The organism is Imperialibacter sp. (genome assembly GCF_040222815.1).
Taxonomy (GTDB): Bacteria; Bacteroidota; Bacteroidia; order Cytophagales; family Cyclobacteriaceae; genus Imperialibacter.
In genome coordinates this window covers 73,834-89,675 of sequence record NZ_JAVKCH010000048.1, presented here as the reverse complement: position 1 = coordinate 89,675, position 15,842 = coordinate 73,834, and the positions used below count along the sequence as shown (strand labels likewise).

Genomic DNA, 15,842 nt, shown 5'->3' with positions numbered 1-15,842 from the left:
ACCCTTCCATGACATCGAAAAAACTACTAACCCTCCTCCTGATTTGTTTGTCTGGCTACGTGTATGGCCAAAAAACCAGGCCCAATATCGTCTTCATTCTCACTGACGATCAGCGCTGGGATGCGCTGGGCCATGCCGGCAATTCCATTATTCAAACACCGGAAATGGATAAACTGGCCAGGGAGGGGGTCTATTTCAAAAATGCCTTCGTCACCACACCCATTTGCGCCGCCAGCCGGGCTACCATCATCACCGGACTTTACGAAAGAAAACATAATTACACCTTTCAACAGCCTCCGGTCAAAAACGAATTCATAGACAATAGCTATCCTGCAGTGTTGAAAAGTGAGGGCTACTACAGTGGGTTTTTGGGAAAAATGGGTGTCAATTTTGAGAACAAAAGAGATACGAGCCTCTTCGATGTATACAAGCCTGAGCCTGTAGGAGCCTACTTCAGGCTGGTAGAAGAGGGAACGAAGCACAAGCATACTACCGATGTGATCCGGGACAATGCCATCGACTTCATCGAAAAGGCACCGGCCGACCAGCCCTTCTGCCTGTCGATCAGCTTCCATGCACCACACGCTGACGACAGCTCCCCGCAGCAGTACTTCTGGCCCCAGGAGGTGGACAGTCTGTACCAAAATGTCACTATCCCGGGCCCCTCAATGGCCGACGACAATTACTTTATGAAACTGCCCCTGCCTGTTCGGGAAGGCTTCAACCGAGCCCGCTGGAACTGGCGGTTCGATAGCCCGGAAAAATACCAACAGATGGTAAAGGGCTACTACCGGATGATCACGGGGATCGACAGGGCTATCGCTAAAATACGAACAGCACTGGAAGCAAAAGGAGTGGATAAGAACACAGTCATCATCCTAATGGGTGACAACGGCTACTTTCTTGGCGAACGTCAGCTCGCTGGCAAGTGGCTGATGTACGAACCGTCGCTGCGTGTGCCGCTGATTATCTATGATCCGTCAGGTGTTGGCAACAAAACCGTGGAAGACATGGCCCTGAACGTAGACATTGCCCCTACTATCCTTGACTTTGCTCAGGCCAAAGTCCCAGGTTCTTATCAGGGAATGAGCCTGACAGGACACAGCAAAAAAACCAAAATGGCAGTGCCAAGAAGGGAGGCTTTTCTGTGCGAACACCTTTGGAACTTCAAGCCTATCGCTGCCAGCGAAGGCATACGAACCGAAAAATACAAGTACTTCAGGTACAGAGACATCCCGGATTCAGAAGAACTCTACGACCTGGTGAATGATCCATGGGAAACAAAAAACCTGGTGCAAGACAAGGCGTCGGAGAAGATACTGGCAGCACTTCGCAGGCAGTGCAATGAGGAAATTGAAAGTCTGTCCAAATGATGCAGCACGGAAAGACTACAAAAGTTTCGCTGGTTTAGCTGAGGAACATTGCGGCATGAGCCAGGCTGGATGTCCTGCCTAAAGCCGACAATCCAAACTTTTGTAGTCTCATGCTAAAGGGAGCTGAAACCCTCTTAGGTGGTGCCACCAGCTATCACCGTGGGCACCACTACCAGTCGTGCCCACAACGAAGGCGCTTGCCGAGTTGGTGGCACGACTGGTTAGGCAGCGATGCCAACAGCCAGATAGTACCTGCCGCAAACCACCCCTCCAATTGCCGCTTCTGCACCGGAGGATTTTATGAGGATAAAGGTATTTTTGTTATGTCTGACACTACAAAAACATTAGTTGATGGGTGCAAAATTCAAATCAGTCGATGAGTATATCGGCACATTTCCTGAAGAAGTGCAGTCGATTTTAACGACGCTGAGGCAAACAATTAAGCAAGCGGCACCCCAGGCAGAAGAGTTGATCAGCTACAATATGCCGGCCTTTAAGCAAAATGGCTTTCTGGTGTCGTACGCAGCCTGGAAAAAGCACATCGGCATGTATCCGGTGCCTGCAGGCGACCAAGCCTTCCAAAAAACCATAGCTCCCTTTACTACTGAAAAGTCGACAGCCCAGTTTCCATTAAACGAACCAATGCCATTAGAACTGATTGCACAACTGGTAGCATTCCGACTGAAAGAAAACGAGCAAAGAGTGAAGGCAAAAAAATAAAAGACCATGGAAAAAGCACCCGGCCACAAATTCAAAACCATCGAAGAATACTTTGCTGCGTTCCCCGAGCGGACACAGCAACTTATGCAAGGGCTTAGAGCAACGATCAAAAAAGCGGCTCCCCAGGCAGTAGAGAAGATCAGCTACAATATGCCGGCCTTTATGCTTGAGGGAATGCTGGTATACTACGCCGCCTACGATAAGCACATTGGGTTCTACCCCACCCCTTCCGGTATTGCTGCTTTTAAAAAAGAACTGGGTGGCTACAAGGGTGCCAAAGGCTCGGTGCAACTCCCCATCGACAAACCCCTGCCGTTAGACCTCATTGCACAAATTGTAAAGTTCAGGGTAGAGGAGAACCTTGATAAAGCCAGAGAGAAAAAGAGGAAATAGCATTTCATAACTTATTTCACGTCGATCTTTTGGGGAGATGAGCACTCCCGCAAGTCGTGCCCACAACGATGGCCCTTGCCAGGTTGGTGGCACGACTGGTTAGTGACGATGCATCAAAAGACTGCAAAAGTTTCGGCTGTTTTACTGAAAAGAAAGGTCGTATTAGCCAGGCTGGTCATACTGCCTCCGCCGACCGATCCAAACTTTTGTAGTCTCCTGCTACGGGTGGCTGAACCTCTTGTAGCTGGTGCCACCAGCTATCGCTGTGGGCACCAGTGCGGCGATTAGCTCTTCCATTCACCGCATGTTTTGCGGATATTATTTCTGAATGCGGGGAATAACAGGTATATTTACCGCATAATATGCGGAGATTATTACCATATATCTATCAGAAAGCGAGCTGGCCAGCGTTTGCATGGAAGCAGGATCAGCTAACTCCCCTATTGGGTAAAGTGCGCCATTTACAAGGAAAACTGGTAGGCAAAATGGAATCTCTTGGGTTTGTGCTGCAAAACGAAGCCGTGCTGGAAACGCTCACACTCGATGTATTGAAATCAACAGAAATAGAAGGCCAGGTGCTAAACCCACAGCAGGTACGTTCTTCCGTGGCTCGTCGTTTGGGTCTGGACATATCCGGGCTGATTCCCTCGGACAGGGATGTGGACGGCGTCGTCGACATGATGCTGGACGCCACCCAACAATACAACTCCCCTTTGACAAAAGAGAGGTTATTTGCATGGCACAGCTCCCTGTTTCCCACTGGTAGAAGCGGCATGTACAAAGTGCTCGTGGGAAACTGGCGGGATGATTCCACCGGGCCTATGCAGGTGGTGTCAGGTGCGCTGGGCAAAGAAAAGGTGCATTTTGAAGCGCCACCGGCTAAACAAGTGGATGATGAAATGGAAAGATTCCTGCTCTGGCTCAACGAAAATGACAGCAACGACATGGTCATAAAAGCAGCCATAGCCCACTTATGGTTCGTTACTATCCACCCTTTCGAAGACGGGAACGGCAGAATAGCCCGAGCAATAGCTGATATGCTACTCGCCAGGGCCGACGGCATGCCCCAAAGGTTCTACAGTATGTCGGCGCAAATAAGGAAGGAGCGAAAAGCATATTACGACATACTGGAAAAAACCCAGCAGGGAGACGTAGACATCACCCACTGGCTCGACTGGTTCCTGAACTGTCTGCTCAACGCTCTCAATGCATCTTATGATGTGCTGGATGCAGTGATATTCAAGCACACCTTTTGGAGCAAGAACGCACTCTTGATAGACAACGAACGTCAGAAGCTCATGCTCGACAAACTACTGGACGGCTTCGAAGGCAACCTCACCACTTCGAAGTGGGCCAAGATAACCGGGTGTTCCGCTGACACGGCGCTGCGTGACATACAAGATTTGCTGGCAAAACAGATACTTCAAAAAGCAGCAGGCGGGGGCAGGAGTACGAATTACCTGTTGGTTTTAAATGAAGGTATTGATAGAAGCGTGGAACCCACCTCCATCAACCACCACATTGCTTGATCGGATCAAAGTCTACCTTCTCAGAGAGAAAATATATGCATAAAGTCCAATAAAAGCCTGATTCAGGTTATTTTGCTCTCGAAAACTTATTAGAACCACCCTTTTGTACTAAATTATATCCGCAACACTACTTTTCAGTAACCAAACGTTAAAGACTCAATACTACTTTTTAATTAATCTATGCTCCGAATGAAAAAACTGCTACTTCTCTGTCTTGCCATTTCGCTGGGATTCACTTCCCAAGCGCAAACCAAGCTCATCGAAAAGGTGACAAAAACCGGTGATGAGCTGGTGATTCCTTATGAAAAATACGAACTGGCCAACGGCCTGACACTAATCATTCACGAAGATCATTCCGATCCGCTGGTGCATGTCGACGTCACCTACCACGTGGGCTCTGCCCGGGAGGAACTCAACAAATCTGGCTTTGCACACTTTTTCGAACACATGATGTTCCAGGGCTCCGACAATGTTGCCGATGAAGAACATTTCAAGATTGTGACCGAATCGGGTGGCACATTGAATGGAACTACCAACCGTGACCGCACCAACTATTTTGAGACCGCACCCAGCAACCAGCTCGAAACCATGCTTTGGCTTGAGGCCGACAGGATGGGCTTTTTCCTCGACGCTGTAACGACGAAAAAATTCGAAGTTCAACGAGCGACCGTGAAAAACGAAAAAGGTCAGGGGGTACTCAATGCACCCTACGGCATGTGGAACGAAACGACCATTGCTGCAGTATATCCATATGGTCACCCATACTCCTGGTCGACTATCGGACTATTGGAGGACCTCGACAGGGCTAATCTGGAAGACCTGAAGAACTTCTTCTTGCGGTGGTATGGCCCTAATAACGCCTCGCTGACTGTTGGTGGCGATGTTGACCCGAAAAAGGTAATCACCCTTGTTGAAAAGTATTTTGGAAGCATTCCGAGAGGACCGGAAGTAGCAAAAATGAAGCTGGACGCCCCGGTGATTCCTGCCGACCGCTATATCTCGCATATCGACAACAACATCCGCTTCCCGGCGTTGATGTTCACCTACCCTACCGTACCCAATATGCACCCTGATGAAGCAGCGCTTGATTGCCTCTCCGAGATTTTAGGAACTGGTCAAAGCTCTTACTTCTTCAAAAAATTTGTATTAACCCAGAAAGCCATTCAGGCCTCCGTGTTTCACCCGGCGGCGGAGCTTTCAGGCGAGTTTACCATGTTTGTGCTGCCCTATCCCGGGCAGACTCTTTCTGACTTCGAAACAGCCATGCGCCAGATACTGGACGAATTCGCCAAAAATGGTGTGAGCGAAGACGACCTGAAGAAATTCAAAGCCAACCAGGAATCGAATACCATCAACGGGCTGGCCAGTGTGAGCGGCAAAGTATCACAGCTGTCCAGATACCAGTATGCATTCGGCAACCCCAACCTGATAAAAAAAGACCTGCAGCGCTACCTCGACATTACAGCTGACGACGTGATGCGGGTGTTCAATAAGTATATCTACAACAAGCCCGGCGTTATCCTCAGTTATCTGCCCAATGCAGAAACGGCCCCCGCCAAGCCCGACAACTTTGAGAAGCCAACAAGTGGCGTCAGCGCATTTCCAAAAACGGACTACACCGGCCTTACTTATAAGAAACCCACCAACGAGCCTTTCGACAGAAGCAAAAGGCCACTTTCCGGTCCGAGCCCGCTTGTAAAAGTGCCTGAGTTTTGGGAAACCAAATTCGACAATGGCATTAAGGTGATTGGAACAAAAAGCAATGAGATTCCTACCGTTGCTATTCAGTTGACGCTGGTAGGTGGCCACAAGTTCGATGCGGCCGACCCCAAGAAAAGCGGGTTGGCTCAGATCACGGCTTCCATGATGGATGAGTCAACGCAAAACTATTCAGCCGAAGCCATGCAGGAAGAGTTGAGGAAGATAGGTAGCAGCATTAATATCTACGCCAACAGAACCTCGACGGTGGTGAGCATTAACACACTGAAGAAGAATCTCGACAAAACGCTTCAGCTTGCCGAAGAAAAACTCCTGCGACCAGGCTTCCAGCAAGTCGACTTTGACAGGGTAATCAAGCAGCAAATGGAAGGCATCAAGGCCAGCCAGCAAGATCCATCGGCTATTGCCGGACAGGTATTTGATCGGCTATTGTATGGCGATGAGCACATCTATTCGGTGCCCACGTCCGGCATTGAGGAAACTGTGGCCAATATAACTCTCGACGACGTAAAGGCTTTCTACGACAAGTACTACTCTCCCAACCTGGGGGAGCTGGTGATTGTGGGAGATGTTGATCAAAAGGAGGTTCTGCCAAAACTAGGTTTCCTGAAAAGCTGGCCCAATAAAAAAGTGGTGCTACCCACCCTGCCTCCTGCCAAGTCAGGCGACAAAACCAAGATTTATCTGGTTGACAAGCCCAATGCACCGCAATCGCAGATTCGTGTAGGCTACATGACCGACCTGAAATATGATGCCACGGGCGACTACTTTAAGTCGTATCTGATGAACTATCCGCTGGGTGGCGCTTTCAATAGCCGCATCAACCTAAACCTGAGAGAGGACAAAGGTTGGACGTATGGCGCTGGCGCCTATTTCAGTTCGACGGAAGACCCGGGGCCCTATCAGGCCTATGCGGGCGTGCTGGCAACAGCTACGGATAGTGCAGTGGTGGAATTTATGAAAGAGATCACAGACTACCGTGAAAAAGGCATTACTGACGACGAGCTTGCCTTTATGAGAAATTCAGTTGGTCAGCGGGATGCCAGAAGCTATGAAACGCCTGGGCAGAAAGCAGGTTTCCTGCGGACAATCGCTCATTACAACCTCGACAAAAGCTACGTTGACCAGCAAACCAAGATCATAAATACCATTTCGAAAGATGAGATCAACAAGTTGGCTAAGAAGTACCTCGACGACGACAGCATCTATATCCTGGTGGTGGGTGACGGCGCCACCAACCGGGAAAAGCTACAGCAGCTAGGCTACGAGGTGGTAGAGTTGGATGCCAAAGGAGAGGTGATTGACAAAAACTCCATTAAAGTAGATAAGTAAAACAGCTCTTCTGATACGAATTGAAAGGCCATTCGCAAGAATGGCTTTTCTTTTACAACCGTTTCGAACATTTGAAAGATCAGGTGCTCGCCTGGCTTTTCCGGGATCAGTCGGTACTTTTGGGGGACTGATTTTTATAACAAGAGTAACTTTCTACATAAAGGAGCAAAACATCCAAACCTACCCCGGCCGGGCGGGGTGCATTGAACCAGTTTTGCTTCTTTATTTTCCACCAATGCTGAACGGAATAACGTTGGTTTTGAGCTTTAAGCCGCAGATTCATTGCTTGACCCCTTTTCTGTTTTCACCAGGCTTTTCCGAACATCCTCAGAGTTACTTTGATTGAACAATACTGTATATTGAATGATCACTACCATTCATTTGTCCATTTGAACTACACAAACAAAATCCGGTCGACCCTTTCATTTGCAGCTTTGTTTCTCTGCTTCAGCTCAGTCGCCCAACAGAGCTCCGACTCAGTTTATTTTACAACCGGCTTCAAGATGGGTGAAGCCACCGCCTCGTCGGTCGTTATTTGGACAAGGCTCTGCGGCAGTCCAAAGCCTGTAGCTGTTTATCACAAACAGAAAGAGCCGCCCTTCAAAAGTCCTCTCAACTTCGACGAAAACATGCCCATCAGTAAAATGGAGGGTGCTGTTGAAGGTGCCTTCGGGGAGGTGAAAATTAGCCTGACTGCAAATGGATCGACAATTGATAGCGATTGGATCTATGTTTCGGCTTACAAAGACTTTACTGCTAAGCGGGAGTTCACAGGCCTGCAATCAAATACGACTTATTCGCTATTGGTTCAGGGCAGAAAAGACGAAGGGTCGCCCGTTACTGCCCTAACGAGTTTCTTCACCACAGCGCCCGCCGACGACGACATAGTGCCTGTGCTTTTTACCTCTTCCACCTGTCAGTATTACTGGTCGTTTGACGATGCGTTGCGTGGTTTCAAAATCTACGATAGCATGCTGAAGTTGCACCCTGCTTTTCATTGCCAGACCGGCGACTATGTGTACTACGACAAACCAGGCCCCATGGCCACCACCATCGAACTGGCCAGGCACAAGTGGCACGCCATGAACTCATGGCCATCGCTGAAGGAATTTTTCGAGCACATACCGTTGTATTTGCAAAAAGATGATCATGACTTGCTTAAAGACGACGCCACTCCTTTCTCTGACCCTTTCGGTGAGCTGACATTCGACGACGGCTTACTAATTTGGAGGGAGCAAGTGCCTATATCAGGCAAGCCCTACCGAACCGTACGCTGGGGCAAAGACCTTCAAGTTTGGATGGTCGAGGTACGGGAGTTTCGCAGCGACAATAAGGCTCCTGATGGAAAAGACAAAACGATTTGGGGGCAAGCACAAATCGATTGGTTCAAGGAGTCAGTTGAGGCATCAGATGCTACTTTTAAAGTACTCGTCTCCCCCATCCCTATTGTTGGGCCTGATCGGGCACAAGGCAAAATTGACAACCATTCCAATCAGTCCTTTCAGACGGAAGGAGAATGGCTTCGCCAATATTTAGCCGATCAGCAAGTGCTTGTCATCAATGGCGACCGGCATTGGCAATATGTGTCAGCAGACTCCAAAACAGGTCTTTGGGAGTTTAGCCAGGGGCCTACCAGCGATTCGCACGCACAAGGATGGGATCAGGATGACTTGAAGCCAGAACATAAATTTCTACGAGTAAAAGGAGGCTTTCTCACCACCCAGGTCTACCGGGAAGCGGGCATTCCCCTCATCAAGTTTACCCATCACGATGTTGATGGGAAGGTAGTACATGAGGAAGTAATTGGTTCTAATAAATGACTGAGAAACTCTCCCCGGAAGTCACAATTTGCGGCAGAAACCGTGGAAAAGACTAAAATATTGTTATTTTAGATAACCCTACTCTTACAATGATATTGTTACAAATACTAGTTAACGATTACTGCCAAACCAGAGGAACATGAAAACAATCACCAACCTACTCACCCCTGCTTTCTGTCTGCTGCTTAATATCGCAATCGCACAACCCAAAAGCTTTGAACTCAGTAACCCTAACGCCATCGTACTCAACGATCAGGCTTTAGCTACGTTGACCGGTGGCTATTGGCGGGTATTTGAGGATGCGACTGAGAACAAAGGCCATACCCTTTCCAGTCCCATGAATGTTTCGCTGTGCTACTACCCCAACGGAAAGTTTTTCTACAATGGATCCTTCGGCTGCTGGAAAGTGATTGACGACAAGTACATCGAACATACGTTTGATGACAAAGCAGACCAGGACAAGCTTAACTTCGGGGGAATCTTTTCGCTGACCGAACTGAGCAGCACCTCACTCAGGCTCACCAAGCTGCTCACAACCACCCATGACATGAAGCGGACGATGCAAGCGAAATCCTCCACAGTTTTGACTAAGTCTCGCCAGCTAAGCAATGGCCTTCCCTATATGTACGATGGCAAACTTGATCAGGAAACCGTCGATTCGCTCAGCATGATGAGTGCTGAAGAGCTTTTTAATGCTGGCTTTACCCTAAGCGGGAACAGTATTCATATTTTCTCCACCGACTCCATTTATGTGATACGGCTAAAGGCCAAATAGAAAGTAATGACCACCACCCCGTCCAAAGTCACGCTGCATATGGTCTCCAGCCTCGATGGCTTTATTGCCAGAAAGGACAACGACGTGTCGTGGATTGAAACGCCTGATACGTATGAAAAGGGTATCGACCTAACCGACGAACAGATCACAACCTTTCTCGAAGGCATCGACTGCTACGTGATGGGCTCCAAAACCTATGAACACGCCCTGGCATTGGGCTGGCCCTATGGCAACAAGCCGGTAATAGTACTTACCAGTCGATCAATGATGTCCGCAAGGGTAAATGTAAAATTCCATGCGGGCGATATCGAAAAGCTGGTGACTGAACAATTGAAACCTCGCTATAAAAACATTTGGGTAGTGGGTGGCACTACTGTTGCCAAAGACTTCCTCCGGGCCAGGCTGGTCGACGAAATTATCGTTACCGTCAAATCGATGCTATTGGGAGAAGGGCTGCTGTTTTTTGATTCTATCGGCGTGGAGCAGCCCCTGCACCTCAAGGATGTGACTGCCTACAAGAATGGCATGGTAGAGCTGTGGTATGAGGTGAGGAGAAACTAACACACCTCGGCTCTTCGAGATTTCAACGCCGAAGGTCGATCATAGGTTCTGTGAACCGGATAAAACGCTCCAGCCAGGTTGGAATCCCCTCGTGGCGCTTCAAATCCCCGAGCGCTAGTTTTTACCCGCCCTTCATTTTCAAAGTATTCTTCCCAACGGTATAAGCATAGGTGGCTGCCGGAAAATAGTGCAAATTAACTCCATCAATTTCTTTGCTCCCCTCTTTGTCGATGGTGGTCACCAACACATGTTTCAGGCGGTTTTCGGCACTGAACTTCAGCAGACTTTTTAAGGCTCTGGGCTTTTCGAAGTACCTGTTCGACCACTTCACCTCCAGCGCCCAAAGCGGCTCAAACTTAGCCTCCGACAGAGCAACCAAATCCACTTCCCCATTTTGCCACCTGGCATACCAGGGAGTGAACCAGTCACGGTGCATCCATTGGGCATAGATGGCCGTTTCCACCATGTTGCCAATCATATCGTCAGTGGCGGACATCGGCGAAAACAAAGCCGCCCGAAGGGACGGGTTGGTGAGATACATCTTAAAAAAGTTATCCCGCTGAAACCGCTTGGCATCCTGGCCTACTCTTTTGACCGTCTTGATCAAAAATGCAGACTCCAAATACTCGACATAGGTCTTGATCGTCTGCTTTTTCACACCTCCCGATTCTTTGCTCAGCGTCTCCAGCGAAAACTCGTTGCCAGTATTGTACGCAATGGTGGTAAACAGCGAATTCAACTCCTGCACATCCCGAATGCCATACAAACTCGGTAAATCCCTCAGCAGCACCTTGTCGATCACATCCTGCCTGATAAACCGACCCGGATTGGCTTGAATCTTCTCCGAAAAAATGACTTCCGGATAGCCTCCAAAATTCATGTAGTCAATAAAATGTCTATTGAGCTCCTCAATATGGGTGGTGGAATAGAAATCGATATCAGCCCCACGCCAGTCTACTTTTGAAGGTCTTATTAAATTCTCCAGCCCTTTCAAATGGATGTACTCGTTGAAGGTGAGCGGCGGAAGCAGAAAGTCGGTGAAGCGTCCGGCACCACTTTCAAGGCTCTTGTACTTTAATGCCGCTGCCGCTGAACCCGACGCTATGAACTTGCATGCCCTGTAGCTATCGACCAGCGACTTGAGGTGTACCTCCCAGTTTTTCAGGTATTGAATCTCATCAAAGAACACATAAAGACCAGACAGCTCCTCCTGGCCAGCTGCCGTCATGGCGTACCGCAGCATTTGCTCCAGCCCTACATTCAGATAGACAGGGCTTTCCACAGTAACAAAGATGATCTTATTGGCGGGAACACCTGAAGCAATCAAATCCTGCACGGTATGATACAGCATGACTGTTTTACCCACCCGCCGTGGCCCCATCAATATCAGGGCCCTGCGCACCTCGGTTTCGTATGCCAGCGTTTTGAACAGGCCGAAATACAGCCTTCTGGGCATCTCGTTATAGAAATCCTCGATCGCCCCGGTAACCCACCACGGGTTCTCAAACTTAAGGCGTTCTATGATTTGCTTCTCGGATACAGACTGCAAAGTCATACTATTCTCTTCATTTTAACTAAATAAGAACATTATAATCATCTTATTTACAATAATAATCATAAATAAGGTGGTTTTCGAATAATTCAATGCTTAAAATTAAAAAAGGGCAGACAAGTCAATTGGCAGAACCGAAGGCCTATCCTAGGGTCTGTGACCCGAATAAAAAACACTCCCTTTTTATATTGAAGCCCAGATGACTATGTATATAGCAGTGTCAGGAATCACAACCATGGAAAAGGATTAATTGATATATTGGTTAAATAATGTGCTACAAGCGTAAGTCCCACCAGCCCTTGTTTTAAATGAAGGCTATGGGGATACCTCCTTCCAACAGTCTGGAGAAACTTAGCGGCAATTTAAAAGACTACTACAGTATCAGGATAAACGACCAATGGCGGATCATTTTCAATTGGGCAGATGGAAATGCCACACAGGTTGAAATTATAGACTATCACTAATGATGAATACAACAGAAAAACTACCCAATATTCACCCCGGAGAGGTGCTGGCAGAAGAGTTTCTGTCGCCTTTGGGCATTAGTGCCTATAAACTCTCCCAAGACATTCAGGTTCCTCAAACCCGGATCAGTGAAATCCTGAAAGGAAACCGGCGAATTACCGCAGACAGCGCCTTGCGACTGAGCCGGTACTTTGGCACCACCGCAAAGTTTTGGCTCGGACTACAGAATGATTACGATCTTGAGGAAGAATCGGCTAATATTTCAGGTGAATTGCTGTCTATCAAACAAGCAGCAACGACTGAAGGCTCCGCATGATACCCTGGCCTTATGAATTTGCAATTCTGCTCTTTGGGGCTTGAAATCCTGAAGACCTATCGTAGGGTCTGTGACCCGATTCAAAGAGCTGCTACCTCCCGGATAAAGAATCCAGATTCATTGACACTTCCTGTCTCGAGCTCAATGATGCTCTCCTGAACATCAAAAAAGGAATTAAATCGACCCTAAAGCAGCCTGAGCCTGGCTAGAAAGAAAGGGAAAAAAGGCATCCTCGTACGACTTAATTACTACTCAGTTTTTAAAGCGGTGTGGCCTACAATAGAAGTATTTTATGCGTTTACCAGACATTTACAAACGGAAGATTAATGTCAATTGACTGAAATAGTGCTTTTCACTTAAAAAACTAGCAAAGATATAATGGAAATATATACAACTAGTTGCGTATATTAGCTCGGTTATGATCAACTACTGAATCTAATAGAAGGCGTACTTATCCATGTAAATCGTTTCTTAAAAAGGAAAAACCAAATGAATCTTACTGCAAACCGCCTAACCATGAAACATACTGCAACAAAACTATTGAGCCTAATTATCTTATTATGTATGATAACAGGGTGCGGTGGAGATGATCCTGGTCAACCAAACGGTGTAGGAAAAATTAGTTTTAAACCGAAGTTTGACAATCAGTCAGCCAACGGCGGAAGGGTGCTAGATTTGAGTGAAGCGGTTTCAATTTTGGTCACCATTAATAAGAGTGATGGCTCACCAACTGAGTATTCAACATCTGAAATCGAGCTGTATCAACTCAATGGTGAATTTATCAGTCAAAAAATTTCGCTTCCGGTAGGTGACTACAAATTGACCGAATTTTTGATTCTCGATGAAGATAGCAACATCATATACGCTGCACCTGAAGAGGGCTCTCTTCAAGCGCAGAATGTCAATGACCCACTCCCTATCGAGTTTTCTATAACTGCGGATGATATTTTAGATTTAGAGGTTGAGGTGTTGTCAACTGAAAATTTGGGGCTTGAAGATTTTGGTTTGGTTGGGTTTGATCTATCTCTGGTGGACTTATTCAGGTTCTACATCAATGTTTCGGAAAAAGGCAACCTTGAGACGCTTTTAAGTGCTGAATTAATTGTGACGAGCGAATCTTACTCATTTCATCAAGAATTAGCACCCATTGCAAATAATTCGATAGTTATTAAAGATGGATATGCTTCTTATGATTTGACCATCGAACTTGATGGATATGAAACATTTAATTTCACATTTTCCAGAGATAGCCTGGGTCACTATTCATCCACTCCACTAACTGTTGAATTAACTGCAAGCGCAACAGAACAGACAATCCAGGAGAGACTTGATGAGGGTGAAACACCCATATCAATATATAATAGCGGAGTTTCACTTGACCAACTTTATGGTGCTTCCTATCAGGGCGGTCTAATATCTTACTTAAATACGGATAACGGCACTGGTTTTGTTTGCGCAAAAATGGATCAGGCCACAAATATTGAATGGGGCTGTGCAGATATCGAAATTACGGGTGATCAGGGGACATTATACGTTGGTGAAAGAAATTTAGTGGGTGGCGGTGCTCTAAATACACCTGAAATAGTCAATGATTGCAATGAAGAAAATTCTGCAGCGAAGGTTTGTTATGATTTAGAATTGGAAGGATACGATGATTGGTATCTTCCAGCCAGGGAGGAGCTTGAGTTAATGAAGGCCAATTTGCATTTAAATGGCTTGGGTGACTTTATAAATGAACGCTATTGGACTAGTAATGAGCTGAATTCAGGAGTCAATCCACCTTTAGTGAGGGTAATAAATTTCTCGGAGGGTGCTAGTGGAGCAACTTGGAAAACCCAATTATATGCTGTTAGGGCTATTCGGTATTTTTAAGATTTCAAAACTTACACCGCTCCTCGGGATTTGAAATCGCTGAGCGAGAAGTCCGAAGGCCTGTCGCAGGGGCTGTGACCCGAATAAAAAACACCCCCTTTTTCATTGAAGCCCAGATGACTATGTATATAGCAGTGTCAGGAATTACAACCATGGAAAAGAATTAATTGATATATTGGTTGAATGATGTGCTTCAAGAATAAGTCTCACCAGCCCTCCCTAGCGAGCAGGAGTTGCAAACGAGAGTTATGGGCTTAGTCTTAATAGCTCCATTCAAATAGTTAAAATTACATCTAGATAAAAGCGTGCTGTTTTGTATATTTAATTTCATCAAATCTTGTCACGATGACTCCAGAGGAAGAATTCAAAGAAAGAGCTAAAAGAATTTTATCCGGCTACACCAAAGGTGCGAAAGATCAAAGCGGCAACGAAATTATTTCCATCTTCCTTAGAGCTGACGAATTTGTGATCTATGAAATTGAATCAAAGAATTTGGTAGACTCGATAAGAATAGCGATCGAGCCATGGACAAAAGAAGATAAAAACGGTCGAGAGAGCAACTACTTTAAAATCAGAGCAAAATATATTGAGGTCAAGGGGCTTCTGTACAAAGTGGTCGACGATTCAAGCGTCAAAAGTAGAATCGCTCCCATTTTGGCTTTAGCTATAAACGGAAGTATTGAAGAAGCCGAAAAACAACTCGATGATCTCATAAAGGAAATCAACACCGTGTATCGAAATCAGTTTAGGAATCGGCTAAGATATCTAGGAACTGTTTTAACCTTCGTCGCATTTTGCATCTTACTTTCAATTCTTACTTACAACCTAAATTTATTTCATTGTAAACCCATCAACCGACATCTAATTTTCGTGGTAACTGCCGGCACAATTGGAGGATTCATCTCTGTTTCGAGAAGAATAAGACAAATGGTGTTCGAAAAGGACGTAGATTGGTATTTGTATTTATTCTACGGATTTGAAAGGGCAATCATATCCTCGTTCAGTGCTGTAATTGCCTACTTTATCATTCAAAGTAATCTTGCTCTCGGAATAATTAATGAACTATCAAAGCCTATGTATGGCGCATTAGTATTTGCATTTGTAGCCGGCTTTAGTGAAACTCTGATTCCCAACTTATTGATAAAACTAGAAAAGGAAAATTCCTAAGTCAGAGACCTGTGATCTTCAATTTTGTAATCTATTCGTATAGATCCATTTAGCGAATTGGAAAGACTATCATACGGTCTATAATGCGAATAAAAACACTCCCTTTTCTATCCCATTTTTCATTGAAGCTTCAATAGAGGATGGTTGAGGCTTCCACTTGAAACAAAACAAGCTTGTAAAGTTAACGCAACAAGCTAGAAGAATTAACGATCGAAGCTTCTGCGAGAAGTGGTACAGGCTTCAACTGG

At 46.3% G+C, this 15,842-nt stretch carries 12 protein-coding genes and 1 pseudogene; 12 read left to right on the top strand and 1 reads right to left on the bottom strand.

Features of this window, described 5'->3' with window-relative positions; translation table 11 throughout:
• Window positions 1–8: 8 nt before the first annotated feature.
• The 8 genes from RIF36_RS23345 (at window position 9) to RIF36_RS23310 (ending at window position 10,222) form a co-directional block, all read left to right on the top strand.
• Window positions 9–1,373 (top strand): sulfatase family protein, encoded by a 1,365-nt coding sequence (locus RIF36_RS23345; protein ID WP_350120329.1) that lies wholly within the window; start codon window positions 9–11, stop codon window positions 1,371–1,373.
• A gap of 351 nt (window positions 1,374–1,724) precedes the next feature.
• Window positions 1,725–2,093, top strand: a complete 369-nt coding sequence (locus tag RIF36_RS23340; RefSeq protein ID WP_350120332.1) for an iron chaperone — start codon at window positions 1,725–1,727, stop codon at window positions 2,091–2,093.
• A gap of 6 nt (window positions 2,094–2,099) precedes the next feature.
• Window positions 2,100–2,486 carry an iron chaperone gene (locus RIF36_RS23335; protein WP_350120335.1) on the top strand — a complete coding sequence of 129 codons (387 nt, stop codon included), beginning with the start codon at window positions 2,100–2,102 and terminating at the stop codon, window positions 2,484–2,486.
• Between the two features lie 362 nt (window positions 2,487–2,848).
• Window positions 2,849–4,015, top strand: coding sequence for a Fic family protein (locus RIF36_RS23330; RefSeq protein ID WP_350120338.1), 1,167 nt, complete (start codon window positions 2,849–2,851; stop codon window positions 4,013–4,015).
• 189 nt (window positions 4,016–4,204) lie between these two features.
• The gene (locus tag RIF36_RS23325; RefSeq protein WP_350120341.1) at window positions 4,205–7,066 is read left to right on the top strand and encodes a M16 family metallopeptidase; all 2,862 of its coding nucleotides are present in this window, start codon (window positions 4,205–4,207) and stop codon (window positions 7,064–7,066) included.
• A gap of 503 nt (window positions 7,067–7,569) precedes the next feature.
• Entirely contained in the window at window positions 7,570–8,886 is a 1,317-nt protein-coding gene (locus tag RIF36_RS23320; protein WP_350120344.1) for an alkaline phosphatase D family protein, read from the top strand.
• Window positions 8,887–9,025: 139 nt separating this feature from the next.
• Window positions 9,026–9,661: a hypothetical protein gene (locus tag RIF36_RS23315; protein WP_350120347.1), complete on the top strand. Its 636-nt coding sequence runs from the start codon at window positions 9,026–9,028 to the stop codon at window positions 9,659–9,661.
• Between the two features lie 6 nt (window positions 9,662–9,667).
• Window positions 9,668–10,222 (top strand): dihydrofolate reductase family protein, encoded by a 555-nt coding sequence (locus RIF36_RS23310; protein ID WP_350120350.1) that lies wholly within the window; start codon window positions 9,668–9,670, stop codon window positions 10,220–10,222.
• Between the two features lie 121 nt (window positions 10,223–10,343).
• Here RIF36_RS23310 and RIF36_RS23305 read toward each other — a convergent pair whose 3' ends face one another.
• Complete coding sequence (locus tag RIF36_RS23305; RefSeq protein WP_350120353.1) at window positions 10,344–11,777, bottom strand: ATP-binding protein; 1,434 nt, start codon at window positions 11,775–11,777, stop codon at window positions 10,344–10,346.
• A 320-nt stretch (window positions 11,778–12,097) separates the two neighbouring features.
• On the opposite strand from RIF36_RS23305, the pseudogene RIF36_RS23300 reads away from it, so the two are divergent.
• The 4 genes and pseudogenes from RIF36_RS23300 to RIF36_RS23285 all read left to right on the top strand — a co-directional run.
• A pseudogene (locus RIF36_RS23300) lies at window positions 12,098–12,238 on the top strand (type II toxin-antitoxin system RelE/ParE family toxin); the annotation flags it as partial.
• A complete protein-coding gene (locus RIF36_RS23295) occupies window positions 12,238–12,555 on the top strand; it encodes a HigA family addiction module antitoxin (RefSeq protein ID WP_350120356.1) in 318 nt (105 codons plus the stop codon). The pseudogene RIF36_RS23300 and the gene RIF36_RS23295, both read left to right, overlap by 1 nt.
• Window positions 12,556–13,071: 516 nt before the next feature.
• Entirely contained in the window at window positions 13,072–14,427 is a 1,356-nt protein-coding gene (locus RIF36_RS23290) for an Lcl C-terminal domain-containing protein (RefSeq protein ID WP_350120359.1), read from the top strand.
• 345 nt (window positions 14,428–14,772) lie between these two features.
• Window positions 14,773–15,594, top strand: a complete 822-nt coding sequence (locus tag RIF36_RS23285; protein WP_350120362.1) for a hypothetical protein — start codon at window positions 14,773–14,775, stop codon at window positions 15,592–15,594.
• The last annotated feature ends 248 nt before the right edge of the window (window positions 15,595–15,842 follow it).

Excerpts from the sequence above, each read along its gene's own strand:
- RIF36_RS23325 (WP_350120341.1), top strand. The coding sequence starts at position 4,205 with ATGAAAAAACTGCTACTTCTCTGTCTTGCCATTTCGCTGGGATTCACT.
- RIF36_RS23285 (WP_350120362.1), top strand. The coding sequence starts at position 14,773 with ATGACTCCAGAGGAAGAATTCAAAGAAAGAGCTAAAAGAATTTTATCC.
- RIF36_RS23315 (WP_350120347.1), top strand. The coding sequence starts at position 9,026 with ATGAAAACAATCACCAACCTACTCACCCCTGCTTTCTGTCTGCTGCTT.
- RIF36_RS23320 (WP_350120344.1), top strand. The coding sequence starts at position 7,570 with ATGGGTGAAGCCACCGCCTCGTCGGTCGTTATTTGGACAAGGCTCTGC.
- RIF36_RS23295 (WP_350120356.1), top strand. The coding sequence starts at position 12,238 with ATGATGAATACAACAGAAAAACTACCCAATATTCACCCCGGAGAGGTG.
- RIF36_RS23310 (WP_350120350.1), top strand. The coding sequence starts at position 9,668 with ATGACCACCACCCCGTCCAAAGTCACGCTGCATATGGTCTCCAGCCTC.
- RIF36_RS23305 (WP_350120353.1), bottom strand. The coding sequence starts at position 11,777 with ATGACTTTGCAGTCTGTATCCGAGAAGCAAATCATAGAACGCCTTAAG.
- RIF36_RS23345 (WP_350120329.1), top strand. The coding sequence starts at position 9 with ATGACATCGAAAAAACTACTAACCCTCCTCCTGATTTGTTTGTCTGGC.
- RIF36_RS23290 (WP_350120359.1), top strand. The coding sequence starts at position 13,072 with ATGAAACATACTGCAACAAAACTATTGAGCCTAATTATCTTATTATGT.
- RIF36_RS23330 (WP_350120338.1), top strand. The coding sequence starts at position 2,849 with ATGCGGAGATTATTACCATATATCTATCAGAAAGCGAGCTGGCCAGCG.
- RIF36_RS23340 (WP_350120332.1), top strand. The coding sequence starts at position 1,725 with ATGGGTGCAAAATTCAAATCAGTCGATGAGTATATCGGCACATTTCCT.
- RIF36_RS23335 (WP_350120335.1), top strand. The coding sequence starts at position 2,100 with ATGGAAAAAGCACCCGGCCACAAATTCAAAACCATCGAAGAATACTTT.